At 36.6% G+C, this 22,590-nt stretch carries 25 protein-coding genes, 1 riboswitch and 1 other annotated feature; of the genes, 11 read left to right on the top strand and 14 right to left on the bottom strand.

Annotated features, from left to right (window positions below):
* Positions 1 to 25: 25 nt before the first annotated feature.
* Positions 26 to 550: a GrpB family protein gene (locus DET63_RS15105; RefSeq protein ID WP_113937128.1), complete on the bottom strand. Its 525-nt coding sequence runs from the start codon at positions 548 to 550 to the stop codon at positions 26 to 28.
* Between the two features lie 68 nt (positions 551 to 618).
* The gene (locus tag DET63_RS15100) at positions 619 to 882 is read right to left on the bottom strand and encodes a YqkE family protein (protein ID WP_002014945.1); all 264 of its coding nucleotides are present in this window, start codon (positions 880 to 882) and stop codon (positions 619 to 621) included.
* 201 nt (positions 883 to 1,083) lie between these two features.
* Here DET63_RS15100 and DET63_RS15095 point away from each other — a divergent pair, with 201 nt between their 5' ends.
* Together DET63_RS15095 and DET63_RS15090 are read left to right on the top strand one after the other, a co-directional pair.
* On the top strand, positions 1,084 to 2,673 hold the full coding sequence (locus tag DET63_RS15095) for a bifunctional metallophosphatase/5'-nucleotidase (RefSeq protein ID WP_113937127.1): 1,590 nt from the start codon (positions 1,084 to 1,086) through the stop codon (positions 2,671 to 2,673).
* 169 nt (positions 2,674 to 2,842) lie between these two features.
* Positions 2,843 to 3,154: a ferritin-like domain-containing protein gene (locus DET63_RS15090; protein WP_113937126.1), complete on the top strand. Its 312-nt coding sequence runs from the start codon at positions 2,843 to 2,845 to the stop codon at positions 3,152 to 3,154.
* A 49-nt stretch (positions 3,155 to 3,203) separates the two neighbouring features.
* Here DET63_RS15090 and DET63_RS15085 read toward each other — a convergent pair whose 3' ends face one another.
* Positions 3,204 to 3,680: a ribbon-helix-helix domain-containing protein gene (locus DET63_RS15085; protein WP_002014948.1), complete on the bottom strand. Its 477-nt coding sequence runs from the start codon at positions 3,678 to 3,680 to the stop codon at positions 3,204 to 3,206.
* Positions 3,681 to 3,811: 131 nt separating this feature from the next.
* Between DET63_RS15085 and DET63_RS15080 the strand changes: the two genes are divergently transcribed.
* Both DET63_RS15080 and DET63_RS15075 read left to right on the top strand, forming a co-directional pair.
* Positions 3,812 to 4,810: an alpha/beta fold hydrolase gene (locus DET63_RS15080; protein ID WP_002138220.1), complete on the top strand. Its 999-nt coding sequence runs from the start codon at positions 3,812 to 3,814 to the stop codon at positions 4,808 to 4,810.
* 119 nt (positions 4,811 to 4,929) lie between these two features.
* Positions 4,930 to 6,249 carry a Na+/H+ antiporter family protein gene (locus DET63_RS15075; protein WP_113937125.1) on the top strand — a complete coding sequence of 440 codons (1,320 nt, stop codon included), beginning with the start codon at positions 4,930 to 4,932 and terminating at the stop codon, positions 6,247 to 6,249.
* A gap of 25 nt (positions 6,250 to 6,274) precedes the next feature.
* On the opposite strand, the gene DET63_RS15070 is transcribed toward DET63_RS15075, so the two are convergent.
* Together DET63_RS15070 and DET63_RS15065 are read right to left on the bottom strand one after the other, a co-directional pair.
* Positions 6,275 to 7,201, bottom strand: a complete 927-nt coding sequence (locus DET63_RS15070) for a LacI family DNA-binding transcriptional regulator (protein WP_002138222.1) — start codon at positions 7,199 to 7,201, stop codon at positions 6,275 to 6,277.
* Between the two features lie 249 nt (positions 7,202 to 7,450).
* Positions 7,451 to 7,945 (bottom strand): GNAT family N-acetyltransferase, encoded by a 495-nt coding sequence (locus tag DET63_RS15065; protein WP_002138223.1) that lies wholly within the window; start codon positions 7,943 to 7,945, stop codon positions 7,451 to 7,453.
* An 82-nt stretch (positions 7,946 to 8,027) separates the two neighbouring features.
* On the opposite strand from DET63_RS15065, the gene DET63_RS15060 reads away from it, so the two are divergent.
* Positions 8,028 to 8,951, top strand: coding sequence for an alpha/beta hydrolase (locus tag DET63_RS15060; RefSeq protein ID WP_002014993.1), 924 nt, complete (start codon positions 8,028 to 8,030; stop codon positions 8,949 to 8,951).
* A 10-nt stretch (positions 8,952 to 8,961) separates the two neighbouring features.
* Here the strand turns inward: DET63_RS15060 and DET63_RS15055 are convergent, their stop codons facing one another.
* Positions 8,962 to 9,207 (bottom strand): DUF2552 family protein, encoded by a 246-nt coding sequence (locus tag DET63_RS15055; RefSeq protein ID WP_002014992.1) that lies wholly within the window; start codon positions 9,205 to 9,207, stop codon positions 8,962 to 8,964.
* A gap of 139 nt (positions 9,208 to 9,346) precedes the next feature.
* On the opposite strand from DET63_RS15055, the gene DET63_RS15050 reads away from it, so the two are divergent.
* The 5 genes from DET63_RS15050 to ribH all read left to right on the top strand — a co-directional run bounded on the left by DET63_RS15050 (position 9,347) and on the right by ribH (position 13,771).
* A complete protein-coding gene (locus DET63_RS15050) occupies positions 9,347 to 9,553 on the top strand; it encodes a CDGSH iron-sulfur domain-containing protein (protein ID WP_001151582.1) in 207 nt (68 codons plus the stop codon).
* A 190-nt stretch (positions 9,554 to 9,743) separates the two neighbouring features.
* Positions 9,744 to 9,887, top strand: a riboswitch (FMN riboswitch).
* A gap of 309 nt (positions 9,888 to 10,196) precedes the next feature.
* Positions 10,197 to 11,309 (top strand): bifunctional diaminohydroxyphosphoribosylaminopyrimidine deaminase/5-amino-6-(5-phosphoribosylamino)uracil reductase RibD, encoded by a 1,113-nt coding sequence (ribD, locus tag DET63_RS15045; protein ID WP_113937124.1) that lies wholly within the window; start codon positions 10,197 to 10,199, stop codon positions 11,307 to 11,309.
* Positions 11,291 to 11,935, top strand: coding sequence for a riboflavin synthase (gene ribE / locus DET63_RS15040; protein ID WP_113937123.1), 645 nt, complete (start codon positions 11,291 to 11,293; stop codon positions 11,933 to 11,935). Before ribD ends, ribE begins: the two co-directional genes overlap by 19 nt.
* Before the next feature lie 12 nt (positions 11,936 to 11,947).
* A complete protein-coding gene (gene ribBA, locus DET63_RS15035; protein WP_113937122.1) occupies positions 11,948 to 13,159 on the top strand; it encodes a bifunctional 3,4-dihydroxy-2-butanone 4-phosphate synthase/GTP cyclohydrolase II in 1,212 nt (403 codons plus the stop codon).
* Between the two features lie 150 nt (positions 13,160 to 13,309).
* Positions 13,310 to 13,771, top strand: coding sequence for a 6,7-dimethyl-8-ribityllumazine synthase (gene ribH / locus DET63_RS15030; protein WP_000230892.1), 462 nt, complete (start codon positions 13,310 to 13,312; stop codon positions 13,769 to 13,771).
* Between the two features lie 22 nt (positions 13,772 to 13,793).
* Here ribH and DET63_RS15025 read toward each other — a convergent pair whose 3' ends face one another.
* The 8 genes from DET63_RS15025 to DET63_RS14990 form a co-directional block, all read right to left on the bottom strand.
* Entirely contained in the window at positions 13,794 to 14,114 is a 321-nt protein-coding gene (locus DET63_RS15025; RefSeq protein WP_002088493.1) for a hypothetical protein, read from the bottom strand.
* A gap of 181 nt (positions 14,115 to 14,295) precedes the next feature.
* Positions 14,296 to 15,294, bottom strand: coding sequence for a biotin synthase (gene bioB / locus DET63_RS15020; RefSeq protein WP_113937121.1), 999 nt, complete (start codon positions 15,292 to 15,294; stop codon positions 14,296 to 14,298).
* Between the two features lies 1 nt (position 15,295).
* Entirely contained in the window at positions 15,296 to 16,105 is an 810-nt protein-coding gene (gene bioC / locus DET63_RS15015) for a malonyl-ACP O-methyltransferase BioC (RefSeq protein WP_113937120.1), read from the bottom strand.
* Positions 16,071 to 16,811, bottom strand: coding sequence for an alpha/beta fold hydrolase (locus tag DET63_RS15010; RefSeq protein ID WP_113937119.1), 741 nt, complete (start codon positions 16,809 to 16,811; stop codon positions 16,071 to 16,073). Before DET63_RS15010 ends, bioC begins: the two co-directional genes overlap by 35 nt.
* Positions 16,808 to 17,995, bottom strand: coding sequence for an 8-amino-7-oxononanoate synthase (bioF, locus tag DET63_RS15005; RefSeq protein ID WP_113937118.1), 1,188 nt, complete (start codon positions 17,993 to 17,995; stop codon positions 16,808 to 16,810). Before bioF ends, DET63_RS15010 begins: the two co-directional genes overlap by 4 nt.
* A complete protein-coding gene (bioD, locus tag DET63_RS15000) occupies positions 17,961 to 18,689 on the bottom strand; it encodes a dethiobiotin synthase (RefSeq protein ID WP_113937117.1) in 729 nt (242 codons plus the stop codon). The genes bioF and bioD overlap by 35 nt, the downstream gene beginning before the upstream one ends.
* Positions 18,689 to 20,122 (bottom strand): adenosylmethionine--8-amino-7-oxononanoate transaminase, encoded by a 1,434-nt coding sequence (gene bioA / locus DET63_RS14995; RefSeq protein ID WP_113937116.1) that lies wholly within the window; start codon positions 20,120 to 20,122, stop codon positions 18,689 to 18,691. The genes bioD and bioA overlap by 1 nt, the downstream gene beginning before the upstream one ends.
* Positions 20,123 to 20,199: 77 nt before the next feature.
* Entirely contained in the window at positions 20,200 to 20,556 is a 357-nt protein-coding gene (locus tag DET63_RS14990; protein WP_113937201.1) for a hypothetical protein, read from the bottom strand.
* Between the two features lie 142 nt (positions 20,557 to 20,698).
* Positions 20,699 to 20,918 (top strand) — a binding site (T-box leader).
* Between the two features lie 277 nt (positions 20,919 to 21,195).
* Here DET63_RS14990 and nhaC point away from each other — a divergent pair.
* A complete protein-coding gene (nhaC, locus tag DET63_RS14985) occupies positions 21,196 to 22,569 on the top strand; it encodes a Na+/H+ antiporter NhaC (protein ID WP_113937115.1) in 1,374 nt (457 codons plus the stop codon).
* Positions 22,570 to 22,590 lie beyond the last annotated feature (21 nt).

Here is a 22,590-nt window from a genome sequence, read left to right as displayed (position 1 = left end):
TACCCCTTTAGAAAATAACATGAACTCAGTCGTTCACGTTACTTTCTATCCATTTCTTCGCTTTTTCATCAACATTACGTACAAATTCATTTTTTCCTTCTGTATACAACGTGCCATCATATGTATATTTTTCAGCTAGTTCTTTCTTTAAAGTCGCATACGCTTCTGCTTCTTCACAATGAGCCATCATATAATCACGAAATGCTAAATGCCTTACTATCTCAGGATTTTCTTTTTCAAATACGTGTAAGTGATACGAGCGTTTTTCCTCAGTTCCATGAATAAAAAAACGACGACCTGAAATACCATTTTCCCCTTTCACGATGTAACCAAGCTCTTTAAATCGTTCATTCCAATGATCTACTCTGTCGATACTTTCTACTTCCATGATCATATCAATAATAGGTTTAGCTGCTAGTCCTGGCACTGACGTACTTCCAATATGATGGATTTTTACCGTTTCTGGCATCGCCGATTTTAATCTTTCGGCCTCCATTTGAAATTTCTCACTCCAATGATTTTCATACGGAACGACTACAATTTTCCTCATTCTAACTCCCCTTTTCTTACAAACTCGTCAAAAAAATGATCAGTGGCATTTCACTGATCATCTTTTTATTATTTAAAGTCTTTCCAAGTAAGGCTACTTTCACTTAACAGTTCTTCAAATGATTTATTCTTTTCACGTTCTTTTTGTTCTTTACGCTTTCTTTCTTGTTCTGCTGCCTCTTTTTTCTCTTCTCTCACTTGCAACTCTTTTTTCTTATTCTTTAATTGTTGCATTAACGAATCGTTCAATTGATCACCTAGTGTAAGTGATTCTTTCTCTGGTTGATTCATTTGAGAGTGTCTTTGTGTTTGTCTTTGCTTCTTTTTCTTCATACTATTCACCTTTTACTTTTTTCTCCATTATAGAGGATACACGGCGAAATCGACAATAAAAAAGGTTCCCTACTCTATTATTTATCTTTTGTAAATATGTTAATTTTTCGAAAAAACTAAATTTTTATATGGATATAATCCTAGTAATCTATTAAAATTATGTCGTATGATGTCAGATTATAAAAAAAGGAGAAATTAATTATGTGGAAAAAAATTATTCCTGCTGTTGCTGTTTTAAGTACTATTACTTTTTCAAGCGTATTCGCCGCTCCTCCATCTCAGACTCCTGCCGAACAAAACCGATACATAGACGTACAAATGCTTGGTATTAATGATTTACATGGTCAACTAGATACTGTAAAAAAAGTTAACAATAAAGAAGCTGGTGGCGCTGATTATTTAGCTACTTATTTAAAAGAACGCAAAAAACAAAACCCTAATACACTTCTCGTACATGCCGGTGATATTGTCGGAGCCAGCCCACCAGTTTCCGCATTATTACAAGACGAACCAACAATTGAATTTTTAAATGACTTAAAGTTTGATGTTGGTACAATCGGAAACCATGAATTTGATGAAGGTATTGATGAAATGAAACGCCTCATTTACGGTGGATATCACGAAAAAACAGGGAATTTCAAAGGAGCAAACTTCCCTTATGTCGCTGCAAACTTCTATAATAAATCAACTGGCCGCTTATTTTTACCACCATTCACTGTAAAAATGGTTGACGGAGTTCCTGTAGGGTTCATTGGAGTTGTTACAACGGATACACCAAATGTCGTTATGCCTACTATGCTTAAAAATGTAGAAATCACTGATGAAGTAGAGGCTATTAATAAATCCACACAACAATTAAAGCGTCTCGGCGTTAAATCTATCGTAGTCCTTGCACATGTCGGCGGAACAACTGATGAGTCTGGTGTAACAAATGGAGACCTCACTCGAATTGCAAATGAAACAGATCCAGAAGTTGATGTTATTTTCGGCGGACATAGTCATACGTACGTAAATGGTACTGTAAATAATAAACTTATCGTGCAGGCGAACTCTTACGGGATGGCTTTCTCTGATGTAGATGTAACGATTGATAGAAAAACAAAAGATATTGTGAAGAAAAAAGCTGAAGTTATTACAACGTACCATGAAGGTGTAGAGCCTGACAAACAAGTAAAACAAAAGTTAGATCAATATAAAGAAAAAATCGCACCTCTTGTAAATGAAGTAGTCGGAAAATCTACAGCACCTATCGACCGTAAACAAAACGATGCTGGTGAATCTACACTTGGAAATTTAGTTGCGGATGCCCAGCGCCAAACTATGCAAACACAAATCGCTCTTATGAATCCTGGTGGAATTCGTAATGATCTAGACGCTGGAGATATTACATGGGGCGAATTATACGGCATTCAGCCTTTCGGAAACCAATTAATTAAAGTAGATCTAACAGGTCAAGATATTCGTGATATATTAAATCAACAATGGCAAAAAGGAGCAACGAGAATGCTTCAAATTTCAGGTATTCAATACACTTGGGATGCAAACAAACCAAATAACGAAAAGGTTACGAATATCCGTTTAACAAATGGTGAAGAATTAGTTCCCTCTAAAACGTATAGCGTAGTTGCAAATGCTTTCCTAGCTTCTGGCGGTGATGGATTCGTATCCTTTAAAAATGGAAAAAATGCTGAAACTGGTCCAAACGATTTTGAAGCATTAGTCGATTATGTAAAACAAGTGAAAGAACCAATTCAGCCGATTATTGATGGACGTATTCAAAAAAACAATTAAATACTATTCAAACTAGTGCGTGACACTCGAAAGAAGAAGCTCCTTTTATATGCAAGGAGCTTCTTCTTTTAGAGTCATACGTATTGTCATTTTTCTAGTGCAGTAAAGGATACGCACATAGCCCCTTGTTTCTTCGTAGTATATAGAAAACTATAATGGGAAGATTTGTATGTATTTCTATCAAACAATGACGATACATTGTATCGACAAACACATTCGTAGTATTGAGAAAGCAATTAATGGAGAATATAGCGCCATTCATTTTTATGCTAGATTAGCTACTTTAGCTCCAGACATAAATGAACGAACTCAAATCCTTGAAATTCGGCAAGATGAGCAACGAACAGTTGATTTTTACTTAGAAATTGCTGACGGAACGACAAATCAACAAGTGAAAGAAACATTTCAGCGCGCAGCAGCTGATGAACAAAATCATGCCGTTTGGTTCCTATATTACTTTTCGAAACAAAACAAAAAATGAAATAAAAGAAAGGATACACGCTCTTATATGGAACATAGTATCCTTTCTTTTATTTCTCTGGATACGTTTCATGATTAACATCATACCGTTGCAAAAACTCCTGTAGTGCTTCTTCTACAATTTTAGACTTTTGAATCCCTTTTGATTCCGATATAACATCTAGTCTTGCTAATACTTCTATATTAATCGAAAAGGTTCGTTTCTTTTTCTCTGTGCTCTTACTTATAATTTGAACACTTACTTCTTCTCTTTTTCTTAGCAATTCATAAATGCTTTGTAATTGTTCATAAATTAGTAATTGATAGTCTGTTTTTGCATATTGAAGGGCAGTAGCTTCTTGTATTTGCAAATGACGTGGCTCTTCACCATCACCTATAAAGATACGTTTTTTCTGCTCTCCATCATATTCATATCCAATCACCCTTAATTTCTTTGATAATGTATATGGGCTCATTTCAAGCCGTTTCGCTATAATAGCGATTGATTCGCGTCTATTTAAAGAATCAATAATTTCTCCAATCGTCACATTCTCCCTCCTCTCTTAATCGCCTAAACTTGAAATCAAACCAGTATGTTATGATACAATGATTTTCTAGTAGTATATGCAAAAGAAAGAGCCTGTGCGATTCATACCATTTAAGAAAAGGAGGTTTACATATGCTTTTTCGTAGCCATACCCCTCGGTTTTACAACGAAAAGAAGCAACTAATCCCTAACAGTATCGCTACGATAGAAAGCGTTATGATTAATGACCGGAAACAATCTCTCCTTATACGCGGCCAAAACGTGGATCAGCCTATTTTATTATGCTGTCACGGCGGTCCTGGTATGGCACAAATCGGCTTTATTCGCCATTTTCAAAAAGAGTTAGAAAAGCACTTTATCGTTATTAATTGGGATCAGCGAGGGGCAGGTAAATCCTTTTTATGGCGGGACATCCAAACAAATCTTACGATTGATCAATTTTTTTCAGATGCAAAAAAGGTTATTCAATATCTTCTCAAACGCTTTAATAAGCAAAAACTATTTCTCGCTGGTCATTCTTGGGGAAGTATTATCGGACTACAAATCGCTAATCAATGTCCCGAATATATAGAAGCATACATCGGCATCGGTCAAATCGTACATATGAAGCAAAATGAAGAATTACTATATCAACATTTAATTAGCTCTGCCAAAAAGCATGACCATAAAAAGGCATTAGCTTCTCTTTTAAAATTAGGGAAACCACCCTTTTTAGATACGAGACGCCTCATTATTCAAAGAAAGTGGCTTGGTACATTCGGAGGAGCAATCCAAAATGGATCTTCCTTTTCTTTCATACGAAAAGGCTTCTTTTCTCCTGAATATACGCTATTAGATTGGTTCAAATTTCTCGCAGGAAATTTAAAATCCGGAGTTTTATGGGAAGAGATGCTGACAATCGATTTCTTTTCATCTATTTCAAGTTTATCTGTTCCTGTTTATTTTTGTTCTGGTCGCTATGATTATCAAACTCCTTATGCACTCGTTCAACAATATTGCGATATCATTCAAGCTCCTATTAAAAAGATGATTTGGTTTCCAAACTCGGCACATTCTCCAGATTTAGAAGAGCCTGAGTTATTCGCTAAATCTTTACAATCAATTAAACAAGAACTATCTTTTCAACATTAATAACAAAAGGCGCTTTTACATTTCATAGAAAACATTTTATAATGATATGTCGCAAGTATATGTCACTACAAACACTTGCTTGCCTTAACAGAATAAAAATTAGGGAGATTACATTTATTATGAACGCTGTACTCATCGCAGTAGCAGTCATGCTACTGCTTAGTTTGTTACGTGTCCAAGTCATTGTCGCCATTATCGTTGGAGCTTTAACAGGCGGACTTATCGGCGGACTCGGTATTTCAGAAACAATTAGTACTTTTACAGCCGGTCTTGGGAACAGTGCTCCTATCGCATTAAGCTACGCAATGCTCGGTGGATTTGCTATTTCCCTTTCAAAAACAGGACTTCCTGATGCAATGATCCAATCAGCTTTAAAATGGATCGGCAACGAACAAGACACGAAAAAACAAGTCTATTCTAAAATACTTATATTATTTATCATTTTAACAATGGCTTGCTTCTCACAAAATATTATCCCTGTTCATATCGCTTTCATCCCAATCTTAATTCCAGCACTTTTAAAAGTATTAAATGAACTGAGGGTGGATCGTAGGCTTGTAACATGTCTTATTACATTTGGGTTAATTACCCCTTACATGTGGGTTCCAGCAGGGTTCGGAAAAATTTTTCATGACGTATTGCAAACAAATGCTGCGCAAAGCGGTCTTACATTTGATGTCGCACTTATTCCAAAAGCGATGACTATTCCAGCAATCGGTATGATTATCGGATTATGTGTAGCGGTTTTCATTACATACAGAAAACCACGTACATATGAAACAGAACAAATTCATGCTGCACAGAATGAAATCGTTCCCTATACGAAAAGAAGCATTACTTTGGGTTTATTATCAATACTCGCTACATTAACTGTGCAATTAGCAACAGAATCAATGATTTTTGGTGCTTTAGCAGGTATTATCGTCTTATCAGTTAGCGGTAGCCTCCCTCTTAAAGAAGCCGATGCTATTTTAACAAGTGGAATGCGTATGATGTCCTTTATCGGATTTGTTATGATTTCTGCCGCTGGATTTGGCGCTGTTCTTCGAAAAACTGGACATGTTGAATCTCTTGTGCAAACGAGTGCACATATAATCGGAAATAATAAACCGCTTGCTGCATTTCTTATGCTCATTATTGGACTTCTCGTTACGATGGGAATTGGCTCTTCCTTTTCAACCATCCCAATATTAACAACAATTTTCGTACCGTTATGCGTCCAGATCGGATTTAGTCCCATGGCTACAATCGCAATTATCGGTACAGCTGGTGCACTTGGTGATGCAGGTTCTCCAGCATCTGATAGTACACTTGGACCAACGTCTGGTTTAAATGCTGATGGTCAGCACCATCATATATGGGATACATGCGTCCCAACATTTCTACACTATAATATACCGTTACTTATATTCGGCTTTATTGCCGCAATTACACTATAAAAGGTGCGTTTTAAAAACGCACCTTTTACTTTGTTGTTTCTCTCTCAATGCACCTAAATTCTGTTTCCACTTCTTCTTGTCGCACTTGTTTCTTCTTTATTTTTCCTATTAACTGTTGAAAAGCTATTTCCCCATTTTCTTCGATATAACTTCCAATCGTCGTTAATGATGGACTTATCCATTCACCCTCTACACTCCCGTTAAATCCAATGATTTGTAACTTATCTGGTATATGAATATTAAGAGTTTTCGCCGCCCTGATTAGCTCAATAGCGACCTTATCACTTGAAGCTACAACCCCATCTATGTATGGATGCTTTTGTAACAATTCAAGAAACTGTTGATTCGTATACCCTTGTACAATTTCCTCTCGATAAGAAAGTCCTTCTTTCCAAGCAGTATCTAGAAATCCTGCCACATGCTCTTCCATTTCTTCACTCTCTACTCCCTCACCGATATAAGCAAGAAACTGGCAGCCTTTCTCTTTTAATAAAGAAACAGCTTTCTGTCCACTTTCATAATAGCTCATAAGAGATTGTCGTTCTTCAAGCACAGCGAAAGGAAGTGAGATTTCTCCTATACTTCGAAAAACAGATTTCGTCATTATAACGCCTGCAATGTTATTTTGCTCCAACATATCTATGTATCTATTCTTATTTTCTATATTACAAACTATTACTTGATACCCTTCTTTGTATGCTATTTCCTCAACGAAACGGAGCAAAGTGATGTATGATGGATTATGCAAATTATCTACAAGTAATGCAATCACCGTTGAAGGCTGTTTAAATAAAGGCTTTGCTGTAGCATTCGGTCTATAATGTAATTCTTCAATTGCTTTTTTTACTTGTTTCACCGTATCTTCATGGACATATCCTTTTTCGTTAATGACTCTTGAAACGGTTGCGACTGAAACACCGGCCAATTTTGCAACATCACGTATAGTTGCCACATCGTCACCCCTTAATATGGTAATAGATTACAATTTTAAATTAAACCAAAATATAACATTCGTCAAGGTTATTGTTTTATATTTCTGAAAATTGTTACACAATTTCCACTCTACTCATAAAGTGAAACTTTAATCAGTGGGGGTTTTGTTCATCCCCCACTGATTATTAGCCTTCACCAATCGGGCGTTTACGGGCAGTTGATCTCCCACCTAACTTCTTTGCTCCAACTGAATTTTGAGGTGGGAGTTTTACTGCCCGTTAATGCGGGAAAAAATATACTCCAGCTGAATTTCATGTGAAATCGCGATATTATCATAACCAATAAACGGAATTTCTTTCTTTATTTTTCGCGCTTCCTTTACCGCATCAATATACAAGTTCGTCATCATGAAGTTACGTTTTTGATAAAAACGAAGTGCGTTCATATTATCATTCGTCGTAATAAGCCACACTTTTTTACATTCGTTCTCTTTTGCCACTTGCAACACACAATCCACCAGTTTTGTACCAATCCCCTTCCCTTCCTCAAAACTATTTAACGATACAATTTCACATATGTTTTCTATCACTTTATATGTTACAATTCCCACTATTCTGTTATTTATAAGTGCAATAAAACCAGGTAATTCTTCTAATTGATGTACTCTGCCTCGCGAGACCATCATTGAGCTTCCCCAGTTTTCACACATAAAATCCTGAATTGCTTCTTTCATTTCTGGTGTGATTTTTTGTATATGAACCATACACGATTTCTCCCCTTTTCACATCATTGTGATACAATGTTAGTGTATCACATGTAGAGGTATTTGGAGGATGAGGTAAAGTATGAAACGTTTTTTTACAGCATTGTTTACTATACTAGGTGCACTAACTGCGATTGGGATTTTCTTTACAAATAAAGTTATGTACTTGAAGAAAAAAACAGAGGAAGAAGTTTTAGAACGCGAAACGAAAAAACATTTTCATTTGGACGATTTTAAGGCTATTCAAAAAGAAGAGGTTCACATCCCTTCTCAATTCGGATACGAACTTCACGGATATTACATGCCAGCTGGTCATTCCAATAAATTTATGATTTTTTGCCACGGTGTGACTGTAAATAAAATGAATTCCGTTAAATATGCAAACTTATTTTTAAATAGAGGATATAACGTATTTATTTATGATCATCGCCGTCATGGTAAAACCGGTGGTAAAACAACAAGTTATGGCTATTATGAAAAACATGATTTAAAGTCAGTAGTTGACTGGCTAAAAGATCGTTTCGGAACGAATATTACACTCGGAATTCATGGTGAGTCTATGGGTGCTGCAACTCTTCTTCAATATGCAGGACTTGTAGAAGATGGTGCTGATTTTTATATTGCTGATTGTCCTTTCTCTGATTTTTATGGACAGTTACAACATCGTTTGAAAGTTGAGTTTCATTTGCCAAAATGGCCTTTATTACCTTTAGCAAATGCCTTTTTAAAAGTTCGTGATGGCTATACAATTCGTGAAGTTTCACCAATTGATTGTATAAAAAATATTAACAATCCGGTTCTCTTTATTCATAGTAAAGATGATGACTATATTTTATCTGATATGACGAAATCACTTTATGAAGCGAAAGAAAATAATAAACAGCTTTATATTGCAGAACATGGTGCACACGCTTGCTCTTATAATGAAAATAAAGAAGAGTACGAAGATGCCATCGATCAATTTTTAAACACATATGTAAAAGAAACAAAAAACAGGCTTGCATAAGCCTGTTTTTTTACTGCGCTAAAACGTCTGTAACTTGTTCCATATTTTCAGAAATCCACTTTACTGCCTCGTCTAGCGTTGGAAATTCCGTCGTTTGAAAAGTCACCTCATCTTGAAGTAACCAAACATCTTTCGGTTCTTGTCCTACACCTGCGATTGACCAATGAAGTAAACTATATGGATGATTATCATTCAAAAATGATGCCCATGTGCGCTCATTTGCAATATTTTGTAGTGTGTGTAATTTTTTATCCATCTTTCGTCACCTTACTCTAGTCAGTTATAAAAACTATTATAACACTCTCTTCTCTCTCAAACAAAGTGCTCTTTTTATATTGTCAAGTACTCTCCCTAATTATATGATGAGAGTAAGCGTTTGGAAAGGAGGGATAACGTTGGCAAAAGTACAAATTAAAGTGAATGATAATGGCTCTTTTCGCGTTACAGGGGACGTGGAATTAGTTGACTCACAAGGGAATGTATTCCCAGCAAAACCAGCATTTTCTTTATGTCGTTGTGGTTTATCAAAAAACATGCCTTATTGCGATGCTTCGCATAAAGGAAAATTCGAGTCTGTTGTTAGAGCACCAGAGGCAGAATAAATATTTAAAGAGCATGCACATTTATTTGTGTATGTTTTTTCTTTTGATCAAAGCCTATACAGCCCTTCCCCTTTCAACATTTCTATTACTTCCGTCCCCATTCAAATCGGCATATATTTTCACACAATTCTTCACATTCGAATATTTTCCACTTTGCTTTTTTCTTTTTTGTGCTATAATGTGAGCAAACAACATCCTTCGGGGTCGGGTGAAATTCCCAACCGGCGGTGATGAAGCGATAGCTTCTAAGTCCGTGACCCGTTTTCAACGCGAAAACGGTGGATCTAGTGAAACTCTAGGGCCGACAGTATAGTCTGGATGGGAGAAGGATATGTTTTCTAGTAATTTTATATAGCGAATACACTTTTATTTCAGTATGCATATTTTTAAAGTTTCATTTTGAATCTTTATATATGTTTTATTTTGTATACTTATGTTTCTATACTGAAATAAAAAGATACGACTAGCGTTGAAAGAATTTGATATTTTGCTAGGTTTTTTCCTTATGCCAAAATATCAGTCATCGTTAGGTTTCTTTCCTATACTTTCGTATTCGAACTATATTTCTAGAAATCACGTCTCCCAAACCCCAAGGATATAAAATCCTTGGGGTTTTTTGATTTTTTCAGGAGAGGTGAAAAGAATGACAGATCAAGAATATATGAGGATTGCCTTGCAGTTAGCACAAGGAACATCGGGACAAACAAGCCCAAATCCTATGGTTGGTGCCGTTGTTGTTAAAGATGGGAAAATCGTTGGAATGGGTGCCCACATGCGTGCTGGTGAAAAACATGCTGAAGTTCATGCTCTTCACATGGCTGGTGAAAGAGCAAAAGACGCTACCGTTTATGTAACACTTGAACCGTGTAGCCATTTTGGAAAAACACCCCCTTGCTGTGAATTACTCATTGAAAAAGGAGTTCAGCGTGTTGTAATTGCTACTCTTGATTGCAATCCACTCGTTTCCGGAAATGGAAAAAGGAGATTAGAAGAAGCTGGAATCGAGGTAACTACTGGTGTTCTTGAGGCGGAAGCCACTTTATTAAATCGATACTTTTTTCACTATATGAAAACGAAACGTCCCTTTGTAACAATAAAAACAGCAATGAGCTTAGATGGAAAAACAGCAACTGTAACCGGTGAAAGTAAGTGGATTACAGGCGAAGAAGCACGCGCTGACGTTCACCAATATCGTCATATACATGATGCTATTCTAGTCGGTGTGAATACAGTTCTAACTGATAATCCACACTTAACAACACGAATTTCAAACGGAGGTAAACATCCTATACGCGTTATTTTAGATACCCACTTACGAACGCCGCCATCTTCTCATGTCATAACAGATGGCTTAACTCCGACATGGATTATTGTCGGTAAGGATGTAAACAAAGAGAAAATAGCGTCTTATGAATCTAACAATATAGCTGTATTCCAAATGAAAACACAGCAAATTGAAATACAAGATGTCCTATCCCTGCTCGGTGAGAAACAAATTCTTTCTCTGTTCGTTGAAGGTGGTCAAACGGTGCATGCAAACTTCTTAAAAACAAATAGTTTTAATGAAATCGTGACCTATATAAGCCCGAAATTAATTGGTGGAAAAGATGCACCCACCTTATTTGGCGGAGCTGGTTTTTCGAAGTTACAAGATGCACTTTCCTTAACAATTCAAGAGATGAAACAAATCGGTAATGACATAAAAATTGTTGCAACCTTAAAAAGCGAGGTGACGGAATGTTTACAGGAATCGTAGAAGAGTTAGGAACGATATCAAGCATGACTCAAAGTGGTGAAGCAATGAAGCTAACTATTAGCGCGAATCAAATTTTATCCGATGTCAAATTAGGTGATAGTATCGCGGTTAACGGCATTTGCTTAACAGTAACTACTTTTACGACTACTTCATTCACTGTCGACGCAATGCCTGAAACAATGAAAGCAACATCACTTCGTATGCTAAAGCCCAGTGCCAAAGTGAATTTAGAACAGGCGATGGCTGCAAATGGACGATTCGGTGGCCATTTCGTTACCGGACATATCGATGGCATCGGTACGATTTTAACTAAAAAACAACATTACAATGCCATCTATTACAAAATAGCAATTTCTGATGAATTACTACGCTATTGTTTGCATAAAGGATCCGTTGCTGTTGATGGCACTAGCTTAACAATATTTGATATAGACGAATCTTCAATTACAATTTCACTCATCCCGCACACAGTAAGTGAATCTGTCATCGGAGAAAAAAAAGCCGGAGACATCGTAAACATTGAGTGTGACATGATTGGAAAATATATCGAACGCTTTATTTCAAAGCCAGTAAAAAGAACAGGGTCAATGACCGAAAACTTTTTACAAGAAAACGGATTTCTATAAGGGGGAAGCACAATGTTTCATCGTATTGAAGAAGCTCTAGAAGATTTAAAACAAGGAAAAGTTGTTATCGTATGTGATGATGAAAACCGAGAAAATGAAGGCGATTTTATTGCTTTAGCAGAGTACATTACACCAGAAACGATTAATTTTATGATTACACACGGTCGTGGTCTCGTTTGTGTACCCATTACGGAGGAGTACGCAGAACGTCTACAGTTAGAACCAATGGTATCTCATAATACAGATTCACATCACACTGCTTTTACAGTAAGCATCGATCACGTTTCTACAACAACAGGCATTAGTGCTCATGAGCGTGCTACAACAATACAGGAATTATTAAATCCCGCATCTAAAGGAACTGATTTTAACCGCCCTGGACATATCTTTCCATTAATTGCGAAAGAAGGTGGCGTCCTTCGCCGCGCAGGTCATACAGAAGCTGCTGTTGATTTAGCAAAACTTTGCGGAGCTGAGCCAGCTGGAGTCATTTGCGAAATTATAAATGAGGACGGTACGATGGCACGTGTACCTGATTTACTAGAGTGCGCAAAACAATTTGATATAAAAATGATTACAATAGAAGATTTAATTGCTTATCGCCGCCATCACGAAACACTTGTGACGAGAGAAGTGGAAATTACATTACCTACAGATTTCGGTAATTTCCATGCAATTGGCTATTCTAACTCATTAGATACGAAAGAACATATCGCGCTCGTAAAAGGTGATATTTCAACAGGCGAACCTTTACTTGTACGCGTTCATTCAGAATGCTTAACAGGAGATGCATTTGGTTCGTGCCGCTGTGATTGCGGACCACAGTTACATGCTGCACTTGCTCAAATTGAGCGTGAAGGAAAAGGTGTTCTTCTCTATATGAGACAAGAAGGACGAGGCATTGGCCTTCTGAATAAGCTTCGCGCTTATAAGTTACAAGAAGAAGGGTTAGATACTGTAGAAGCAAATGAAAAACTTGGATTCCCAGCTGATCTTCGTGATTACGGTATTGGTGCTCAAATTTTAAAAGATTTAGGCTTACAAAGTTTACGATTATTAACGAATAATCCACGAAAAATTGCTGGCTTACAAGGTTACGATTTAGAAGTAACCGAGCGGGTACCGTTGCAAATGCCAACAAAAGAAGAAAACAAAACGTATTTACAAACGAAAGTCAGCAAATTAGGACATTTACTAAACTTATCCCGCATTAACGGGCAGTAAAACTCCCACCTCAAAATTCGGCTGGAGCAAAGAAGTTAGGTGGGAGTCGGGCTGCCCGTAAAGGCCCGATTGGTGCGGGCTAATAATCAGCGGGGGATGAATCCCCCCACTGATTATAGTTTCACTTTATAATTAAAGGAGAGATACATTATGGTATTCGAAGGTCATTTAGTTGGTACAGGATTAAAAGTTGGGGTTGTTGTTGGACGTTTTAATGAGTTTATTACAAGTAAGTTACTTGGCGGAGCTTTAGATGGATTAAAGCGTCACGGTGTAGAAGAGAATGATATTGATGTTGCATGGGTTCCTGGTGCATTTGAAATTCCTTTAATCGCTAAAAAGATGGCCAATAGCGGAAAATATGATGCTGTTATTACATTAGGTACAGTAATTCGCGGTGCTACAACACATTACGATTACGTTTGTAATGAAGTAGCAAAAGGTGTTGCGTCTTTATCACTACAAACGGACATTCCAGTTATTTTCGGTGTATTAACGACAGAAACAATTGAACAAGCGATTGAACGTGCAGGTACAAAAGCTGGTAATAAAGGATATGAATCGGCAGTTGCTGCGATCGAAATGGCTCATTTATCAAAACAATGGGCTTAAAAAAGAGGCTACGGCCTCTTTTTTATTTTCTCACCTTTTTTCGTACATCTTCTATTAATTCATCCATCGTTTTTCCTTCTGTTTTTATACGAAGAGCTTGTGCTGTTCTCCACACATTTTCTCTCTTTTCCGCTTCTTCTATAATAGAAATTTCCTTCCTCACTTCTTTTAAATCTTTTCCTTCTGTTTCAAGCCCAAAATGTTCAGCTTTCGTTCGAAAATGCTGTTCAATTCTTTGTTGCATTTCTTTTTGTTCAGGATTTTCAGCCGCCTTAACTGGATCAGCACTTATCGCTTTTATTAAAATCAGACAGGTCATAATAGTTAATATGTATTTGTACATGTAAAATCCTCCAACCCGATATAAATTACATTTTTACTATGTACAATTAGGGCTTGGAAAATTCGTCCACAAAATTATTTTTCTCGTCCAAAAGTGACTACTATCAAGCGTTAATGGACTTTTATTACATTTTATTTACAAAAAAAAGCAAACCCTTTAAAGAGTTTGCTTTTCATCTATCTTATAGCGCACATTCTTCAATCTCAAATCCTAAATCTTCAATCATACCCCAGTCCGCAGTCGGCTCTTGTCCAGCTGTTGTTAAATAGTCCCCGACAAAGATAGAGTTTGCTGCAAATAAACCAAGTGGCTGTACAGAACGTAAATTAAGTTCTCGACCACCTGAAATACGAATTTCTTTTGTTGGATTTACAAAACGCATCATCGCCAGCACTTTTAAACATTCTACAGGTGTTAATTCTTTTTGTCCTTCAAGCGGAGTACCCTTTACAGCAACAAGGAAATTACATGGAATAGAATCCGCATCTAAACGTTGTAATTCAAATGCAATTTCAGCGCGCTGTTCAATCGTTTCTCCCATTCCGAAAATTGCTCCAGAGCATGGAGAAATACCGGCTTGCTTCGCTTTTTGGACTGTATCAACACGATCGTCATACGTATGCGTTGAACAAATGCTATCATAATTGTTGGCATGCGTATTTAAATTGTGATTATAACGATGCACACCAGCTTCTGCTAACTGACCTGCTTGATCTTCATTTAAAAATCCTAAACAACAGCAAATTTTTAAATCTGTCGTTTCACGAATTTCCTTAACTGCTCCAATAACGTGATTCACTTCTTTATTCGTCGGACGACGACCAGATGCAACAATACAATATGTACCTGCTTTACGACGAATTGCTTCGTGCGCTCCTTCAACAATTTTCTCTTGTGTTAACCATGCATACTTATCAATCGGTGCTTCTGAAATAATAGACTGTGAACAATACCCGCAATCTTCAGGGCATAATCCAGATTTCGTATTTATAATCATGTTCAACTTTACTTTCTTACCAAAATGATGATGGCGAATGATGTAAGCTGCATTCATAATTTCTAAAACCTCTGTATCATCAGCTTCTAATATTGCAATTGCATCTTCTTTCGCAATCATTTTCTCTTCTACTACGTCGTATGCAAGTTTTTTCCAATCCCTTTTTATTTGCACTTGTTTCATTTCATCTCTTCCCCTCTTTTGTTATATACGTAAATAAAGCATGATATGTTGCTACTATCCCTTCTTTTTCCGTGAAGTCTCTTTCGTATATACGAAGCATCGTACGAAAGAGTGAAGGGCTTTGACAATAAGACTCTTCATTACTATTGGTCGCTCCTACTTTTCGAATAGAATGTAGAAACTCCCTAACTTCTGCAAATCTTTCTATGTAACATGTTTCAGAAACATGTACATTTCCTAATGGCATTTCACATATATTTACTAACTGTTCTGTCGAAACGAATCGTTGTCCTATTGAAGTACAATTGTGTATCCCCTTTTCTTTCTTAGCACGCTGAAAAGACGTATGCAATTCTTGAAAAGTCGTATTACCAAACGTGGAAAATAATAATATTCCTTCTTCAGACAAATAGTTAAATAAATTTTTCACTGTCTCTTTTAAATCATTAAGCCATTGAAATGTAGCATTTGAAATGATGACATCATATGAATTTTCTAATTTTAATTGTTCAATATCTTCACATCGAAACATCACATTTTCCAAACTTTTTCTAGTTTTCGCGACTGCAATCATCTCATCAGCAAAATCCACAGCTGTAATATGAGCTTTCGGAAATAAATTTGATAATTGCTCTGTTACATATCCTGTCCCGCATCCAAGTTCTAAAATACGTATCGATGATGTTTCACTATATCGTTCCTTCAATGTAGAAAGTAACGAATACGCCATCTTTTTTTGTACATTTGCATATTGATCGTAGGATACAGCCGCCCCGTTAAACCGTTTTTGCAGTAACGTTTTGTTGATCATGTCGTATCCCCTCTACAAATTGAATAATTTCATTTGCGCAATATTCAAAATTCGTTACGCATAATGCATGCCCAGCACCGCTTACTACTTTTAGGTTGGCATTCGTATTATTCGCCATACTATGGGCTGCAGACAATGGACATATTACATCCTGCTCTCCATGAAGGAGTAACAGCGGGGCTTTCATATCTATTACTTCATTTCTCATATCTGTTTCTATTAAATAATCTAAGCCTAATTGTAAAGACTGAATCGAGTCTCCTTTAAACTTCTGCGCAATCTCTTCAAAACTCGTATTCTCCCTCAGCTCACTTTTTGTAAACATATTTTCATAGAAACGCTTCAAAGTATCTTCTTTTTTTCTCGTTAAATTCTTTTTCATACGTTCTAGATGCAAGGAATTCCATCCACTTGTATAGTCACTTGTATTGGTAAATTTAGCGGTACCACCAATTAGTACCATACCTTGGGCCTTAATCTTTTTATAAGCTTGTACTGCCGCTAACGCTCCTAGTGACCATCCAACTAAAATTACATTTTCATCCTGCGCTACATCTATTATTCGCCCTGCAAATTCACTTTGTTCTTTCACGTTACGCCAATCTATACATTGAACAGAATATCCTTTAAAATACGGCAGAACCAAAGTCCAAACACCTTCTTCCATTCCCCATCCTGGAATAAAAATAAGCTTTAGCTCTTTCATACTAAAAACCCCTCTTCTTTACCAATGCGTATAATATGCTGAATAGCCCATTTTAAATCGGCTATTGTATGTTGTGACGTAACTGCAAAACGGACTCGAGAACTACCAACTGGAACAGTCGGCGGACGAATTGCAATGGCTGCGATACCTACCTCTTGTAACCTTTCACTAAACCGTAAAGTATTTTCATTTGACCCAACTACAATCGGTACAATATGAGTTGAGCTATTCCCAATATCAAAACCAGCTTCTTGTAAATGCGTCCTGAAATATGCACCATTCTCTATAAGTCGCTCTCTTCTTTCGTTATCTTCTTTCACAATTTCAATTACTTTTCGGATCGCCCCTAATGTTCCTGGTGGTAAAGCTGTAGTAAAAATCAAGCTTCTCATCATATTTTGTAAATACTCTATATAAATGGAATCGCCCGTTAAATACGCACCATAACACCCTAAAGCCTTACTAAACGTCCCCATATGTATATCAATTTTTTGAGCAATATCTTTTTCTACATGAGATAATCCGGCTCCACCGATTCCATATATTCCACTTGCATGTGCTTCATCAACTATAATGATTGCCCCGTATTTCTCTTTCAGCTGAACTAAGCCTCTCAAATATGCAATATCTCCATCCATACTAAAAATCGTATCTGTTACGATTAATTTTCTCTTTTCTGGTGACGCTATTTGCAACATCTTTTCTAAATGATCCAAATCATTATGACGATATCTTTTATGCTCTGCTCCGCTTAATATAATTCCATCAACAATACTTGCGTGATTTAATTTATCACTAAAAACCATATCGTGACGACAGGATAAAGCAGATATAGCACCTACATTTGCTGTATACCCGCTATTTACAATTAAAGCTTTTTCAGTACCTTTCCAATCACATATACTTCTCTCAACCTCTTCATACAGTGGATAATTTCCTACAACGAGACGAGAGGCAGTCGCTCCAGTTCCATATTTTTTTGTGCAGACAATAGCAGCTTCTTTCAACCTTTCATCTCCAGCTAACCCTAAATAATTATTTGATGCTAAATTTAGCATCCTTTTCTCATTTCGAATAAGCCATGTCTCTTCCGCTTTCTCTGTTACATGTAAATTACGATACTGCCCTTGCTCCTTTAATTGTTCTACTTTAGATTGAAGATGCGTGCGCCACATTTGATTCATTTTGGATGAGCTCCTCTAATTTTGAAATCATAATATGTTCTTTTGCCGATTCCAATAATTCTTCCCTTGTAAACTCACCTTCAAGGAATGGTAATAACCCTAAAACAGGTACTCCACTTAACTCCTCAATCATTTCTTTGTTTTCTTGCACTCTTTCTTTTTCACATTCTTTACAACCAGACAAAATTACACCTGCTACTGTTAAACCGTGTGCCTTTGCATAAGAAATTGTTAAGACAGTATGATTAACTGTCCCTAGTGTCGGACGCGCTACTACAATAAGAGGGAGCTGTAATTCTTTTGCAAAATCAATCACTAAAGCATCTTCTGTATATGGAACTGCAAGCCCACCAGCTCCTTCTACAAATAGGCTATTAAACTCTTTTAGTAGTTCATTATAGTGAGCAGTAATTTCTTTTAACGTTACTGTCCTTCCAGCTCTTTTCATGGCAAGTCTCGGAGCAAGTGGTTCTTCAATGGAATAAGGACAAATTTCATCCTCTTCTGTCGGTACACCCGATAATGCTTTTAACCTTGCTGCATCACCCTCAGGATTTGATGCAACATGTCCACTTTGCAACGGTTTATATACACCAACATTATGTCCACGCTCTCGAAATATACCTGCCAATGCTCCTGTCACTACCGTTTTGCCAACTTCTGTATCCGTTGCTGTTATAAAGAAACCACTCATTACTCTCCCTCCGTAACATCCGAGATTGCTTTATATAAAATGCGTAACATCTCATCAATCTCAGCCACCGTAGATGCAAGAGGAGGCATAAATACAATCGTATTACCGAGTGGTCGCAAAATCATGCCCAGCTCTCTTGAGCGTTTACACACTTGAACACCGACTCTTTCTGTCCATTCAAACGATTCTTTCATTTCCTTATTCTTCACAAGTTCAATACCAACCATTAGCCCACACTGACGAATATCTCCTACGTGCTTATATTCATTAAGAGCTTCTAATTGTGCCGCTACATATTCTGCTTTATGCGCAACATCTTCTATTAAATTAGTTTTTTCATATAGTTCTAAATTTGCAATTGCTACGGCACAACCTAACGGATTCCCTGTATAACTATGACCATGGAAAAACGTTTTTTGTTCTTCATAGCCTCCTAAAAAGGCATTATAAATTTCATCTGTCGTTACCGTAATTGCCACCGGTAAATAACCACCTGTTAAACCTTTTCCGGCTGTTAAAATGTCTGGCGTCACATCCTCGTGTTCACATGCAAACATTTTTCCGGTACGCCCAAATCCAGTCGCTACCTCGTCTGTAATAAATAATACATTGTATTTTGTACATAAATGGCGAAGCCCTTTTAAGTATCCTTTTGGCATTGTAATCATCCCACCAGCACCTTGCATTAATGGCTCCACAATAATAGCTGCTACTTCTTCATGTTTTTCTTGTAGCATTTCTTCCATTTCTTCTAAATGTTTCTTTACAATTTGTTCCTTATTATCTCCATAAGGAGAACGATATGTATATGGATACGGCATTTTAATTGCCTCAAATAATAGTGAACTATACACTTGGTGAAACAAGTCTATTGCCCCCACTGAAACAGCACCTATCGTGTCACCGTGATATGCTTCTTTTAATGTAACAAATCTTTGTTTTTTCGGTTTTCCTTTATGCTGCCAATATTGAAAGGCCATCTTAATTGCAATTTCAACGGCGCTAGAACCAGAGTCTGAATAGAATACTTTCTTCAAACCTTCTGGTACAACTTCAATTATTTTTTCTGCTAATAAAATAGATGGAACGTTAGCAAGTCCTAGCATAGTAGAATGAGCAATTTTATTTAATTGCTCGCGAATTGCCTCATCTAGTTCTGGTACTTGATGCCCATGAACATTTAACCAAATAGATGAAACACCGTCCCAATATTCATTTCCATTTACATCGTATAGCTTTCTTCCCTCTCCACGTTCAATAATGACAGGATCTTCTTCTAAATAATCTTTCATTTGTGTAAATGGGTGCCATACGTAATCTTTATTCTTCTTCGATAATTCTTCATATGTATAAGATGATTTTTCACTCATGTTACTATTAACAGCCACAATTGCCACCCCTAATGTTAACTTATTTATAAATAAAGTTAACATTAAAAATAAATGACTGTCAATTATTTTTAAATCAAATAATTCTTAAAAAAGAACAACTTATCATACGATAAGTTGTTCTACTTTCCATGTTGTATCTTTCCAATTTCTAAAATAATCTCTTCATCTTTTTTTCCTTCTGCATCAATTCCAAGTTGCTTAGCATGCTCAATTAACAAATCATGGCGCTGCTCAAATCTAGCGGTATCTACTTCTTTTGTAACCTCTTCTTTTGTTTTCCCCTCAGTAGAAACTCCTAGTTTCATAGCTGCTTTTTCCATCGATTTCTTCTCTTCAATTTCTTTCACTTTCTTCACTTCTGACTGCTGTATTTGCTTTTGTTTCGACTGCTCTGATTCAGCTGCAAAAGCTGTGTAAATTCCAGCACTTCCGCCAACGACTAGTAAGGTGGTAAAAAGAATTATTTTTTTCTTCACTCTTTCCTCCCCTTTCAAATTCATTATAACGCACACTTTTACAGTATTAAAAACATTTCTCCTTTATTTCCCTAAAAAAATATCGAATGTTTTTATTGACATGTATGATGAATATATGATAAAAATTTAACTAACATCATATGAATCGGCGTTGATAGGATTTAGTAGTATTTCGTTTTCTGATTTCAGAGAGCTGGTGGTCGGTGCGAACCAGTACAGAGCGATTTATGAATTACCCCCTGGAGCTTCTTTTACGAAACGTGAGGAGTAGTGAAAGACGGTTTAGACCGTTATGTCTAAAGAGTGGTGAAACGAAACTGTTTCACAATTTAGGGTGGTACCGCGAATTTTTCGTCCCTGCATATATTGCAGGGGCGTTTTTATTTTATTAGCGCATATCATATGACCCTTTATTTTGTGATACATTCCTTTCACAAGCTAGGGTGGTACCGCGATTTCTTCGTCCCTGCATAATTATATGCAGGGGCGTTTTTTTATCCAATCATTTCCGTATCATATTGAGATGTTGACAATTACCGGTAATTTGTCACAAAATTCTAAATTTTAGAAGGAAATATACAATATTGGCGAATTTTATATAAAAAAGAGCTATTTTAAATTACTTAGGAGGGGAAAACAATGGTTTCAAAAATTGAATCTGTTCTTTTAACAATTTTTATTTTTTTCTGTATTGGCTTTAGTGTTATCAAATTAGAAGTTTCACCACACATCCCAATTTTATTTGGTATCGTTCTTTTATTAGCATTTGGATTTATGAAAAAAATTTCTTGGTCTACTATGGAAAAAGGAATGATAAGTAGTATTTCAGCTGGTATTCCATCTATTTTTATTTTCTTACTTGTGGGCGTATTAATTAGTGTTTGGATCGCTGCTGGAACAATTCCAACTTTAATGGTATACGGCTTCCAGCTTGTATCTCCTAAAATTTTCGTCCCAACTGTTTTTGTTGTTTGTGCAATTGTTGGAACGAGTATCGGTAGTGCCTTTACGACTGCCGCAACTGTAGGACTTGCCTTTATGGGAATGGGTAGTGCTCTCGGATACGATCCAGCTCTGATCGCTGGTGCAATTATTTCTGGTGCATTCTTTGGAGATAAAATGTCTCCTTTATCTGATACAACAAACTTAGCTCCTGCTGTAACAGGTGTAGATTTATTTGAGCATATTCGTAACATGCTTTGGACAACAGTTCCTGCTTTTATTATTGCTTTTATCGCATTTTTCATTTTAGGAAGCGGTACTAGTGGAGACGTTGACTTCACAAACTTTATTAGCACGTTAGAACAAAACACAACGATTTCTATCGTTACACTTATTCCAATTTTATTACTGTTCCTATTCGCATTTAAAAAAGTTCCAGCAGTTCCAACATTACTTGCAGGAATTGTGGTAGGAATTATTATTCTCTTTATTTTTAAACCTAGCACTTCTTTAGCTGATTTAATGAAAATTATGCAAGACGGCTACGTTTCTAAAACTGGTATTAAAGACATTGATAGCTTACTATCTCGCGGTGGTCTACAAAGTATGATGATGTCGATTGCTCTTATTTTCCTAGCTCTTTGTATGGGAGGATTACTACAAGGAATGGGCATTATCACGCAGCTGATGAATATTATCTCTAGCTTTGTAAAAAATAGCACACGCTTAATTATTTCTACTGCTTCAACTGCAATTGGTGTAAACTTCTTACTTGGTGAGCAGTACTTATCCATCGTTTTAACAGGACAAGCATTCGCTAACAAATACGATGAAGTCGGTTTAGAACGTCGTAATTTATCACGAGTATTAGAAGATGCAGGTACAGTTATTAACCCGCTCGTACCATGGGGAGTAAGTGGCGTATTCTTATCGAATGTCCTTGGCGTTCCGACATTTGATTACGTTCCATTCGCAATCTTCTGTTTAGCTTGCCCGGTCTTAACAATTATTGTTGGTTTCACTGGATTTGGTCTTTCATGGAAGAAAGAAAAAACAGTACCAGTTTCATAATATATATGAAAAAAAGGATTA

This window comes from Bacillus sp. DB-2 (assembly GCF_003315125.1).
GTDB lineage: Bacteria > Bacillota > Bacilli > Bacillales > Bacillaceae_G > Bacillus_A > Bacillus_A mycoides.
The sequence above is the reverse complement of the archived record's forward strand: the minus strand, read 5'-3'. Positions and strand labels throughout refer to the sequence as shown.

Coding starts and splice junctions, on each gene's coding strand:
- DET63_RS15105 (WP_113937128.1), bottom strand. CDS start 550: ATGAGGAAAATTGTAGTCGTTCCGTATGAAAATCATTGGAGTGAGAAA.
- DET63_RS15100 (WP_002014945.1), bottom strand. CDS start 882: ATGAAGAAAAAGAAGCAAAGACAAACACAAAGACACTCTCAAATGAAT.
- DET63_RS15095 (WP_113937127.1), top strand. CDS start 1,084: ATGTGGAAAAAAATTATTCCTGCTGTTGCTGTTTTAAGTACTATTACT.
- DET63_RS15090 (WP_113937126.1), top strand. CDS start 2,843: ATGTATTTCTATCAAACAATGACGATACATTGTATCGACAAACACATT.
- DET63_RS15080 (WP_002138220.1), top strand. CDS start 3,812: ATGCTTTTTCGTAGCCATACCCCTCGGTTTTACAACGAAAAGAAGCAA.
- DET63_RS15075 (WP_113937125.1), top strand. CDS start 4,930: ATGAACGCTGTACTCATCGCAGTAGCAGTCATGCTACTGCTTAGTTTG.
- DET63_RS15065 (WP_002138223.1), bottom strand. CDS start 7,945: ATGGTTCATATACAAAAAATCACACCAGAAATGAAAGAAGCAATTCAG.
- DET63_RS15060 (WP_002014993.1), top strand. CDS start 8,028: ATGAAACGTTTTTTTACAGCATTGTTTACTATACTAGGTGCACTAACT.
- DET63_RS15055 (WP_002014992.1), bottom strand. CDS start 9,207: ATGGATAAAAAATTACACACACTACAAAATATTGCAAATGAGCGCACA.
- ribD (WP_113937124.1), top strand. CDS start 10,197: ATGACAGATCAAGAATATATGAGGATTGCCTTGCAGTTAGCACAAGGA.
- ribE (WP_113937123.1), top strand. CDS start 11,291: ATGTTTACAGGAATCGTAGAAGAGTTAGGAACGATATCAAGCATGACT.
- ribBA (WP_113937122.1), top strand. CDS start 11,948: ATGTTTCATCGTATTGAAGAAGCTCTAGAAGATTTAAAACAAGGAAAA.
- ribH (WP_000230892.1), top strand. CDS start 13,310: ATGGTATTCGAAGGTCATTTAGTTGGTACAGGATTAAAAGTTGGGGTT.
- DET63_RS15025 (WP_002088493.1), bottom strand. CDS start 14,114: ATGTACAAATACATATTAACTATTATGACCTGTCTGATTTTAATAAAA.
- bioB (WP_113937121.1), bottom strand. CDS start 15,294: ATGAAACAAGTGCAAATAAAAAGGGATTGGAAAAAACTTGCATACGAC.
- bioC (WP_113937120.1), bottom strand. CDS start 16,105: ATGATCAACAAAACGTTACTGCAAAAACGGTTTAACGGGGCGGCTGTA.
- DET63_RS15010 (WP_113937119.1), bottom strand. CDS start 16,811: ATGAAAGAGCTAAAGCTTATTTTTATTCCAGGATGGGGAATGGAAGAA.
- bioF (WP_113937118.1), bottom strand. CDS start 17,995: ATGAATCAAATGTGGCGCACGCATCTTCAATCTAAAGTAGAACAATTA.
- bioD (WP_113937117.1), bottom strand. CDS start 18,689: ATGAGTGGTTTCTTTATAACAGCAACGGATACAGAAGTTGGCAAAACG.
- bioA (WP_113937116.1), bottom strand. CDS start 20,122: ATGTTAACTTTATTTATAAATAAGTTAACATTAGGGGTGGCAATTGTG.
- nhaC (WP_113937115.1), top strand. CDS start 21,196: ATGGTTTCAAAAATTGAATCTGTTCTTTTAACAATTTTTATTTTTTTC.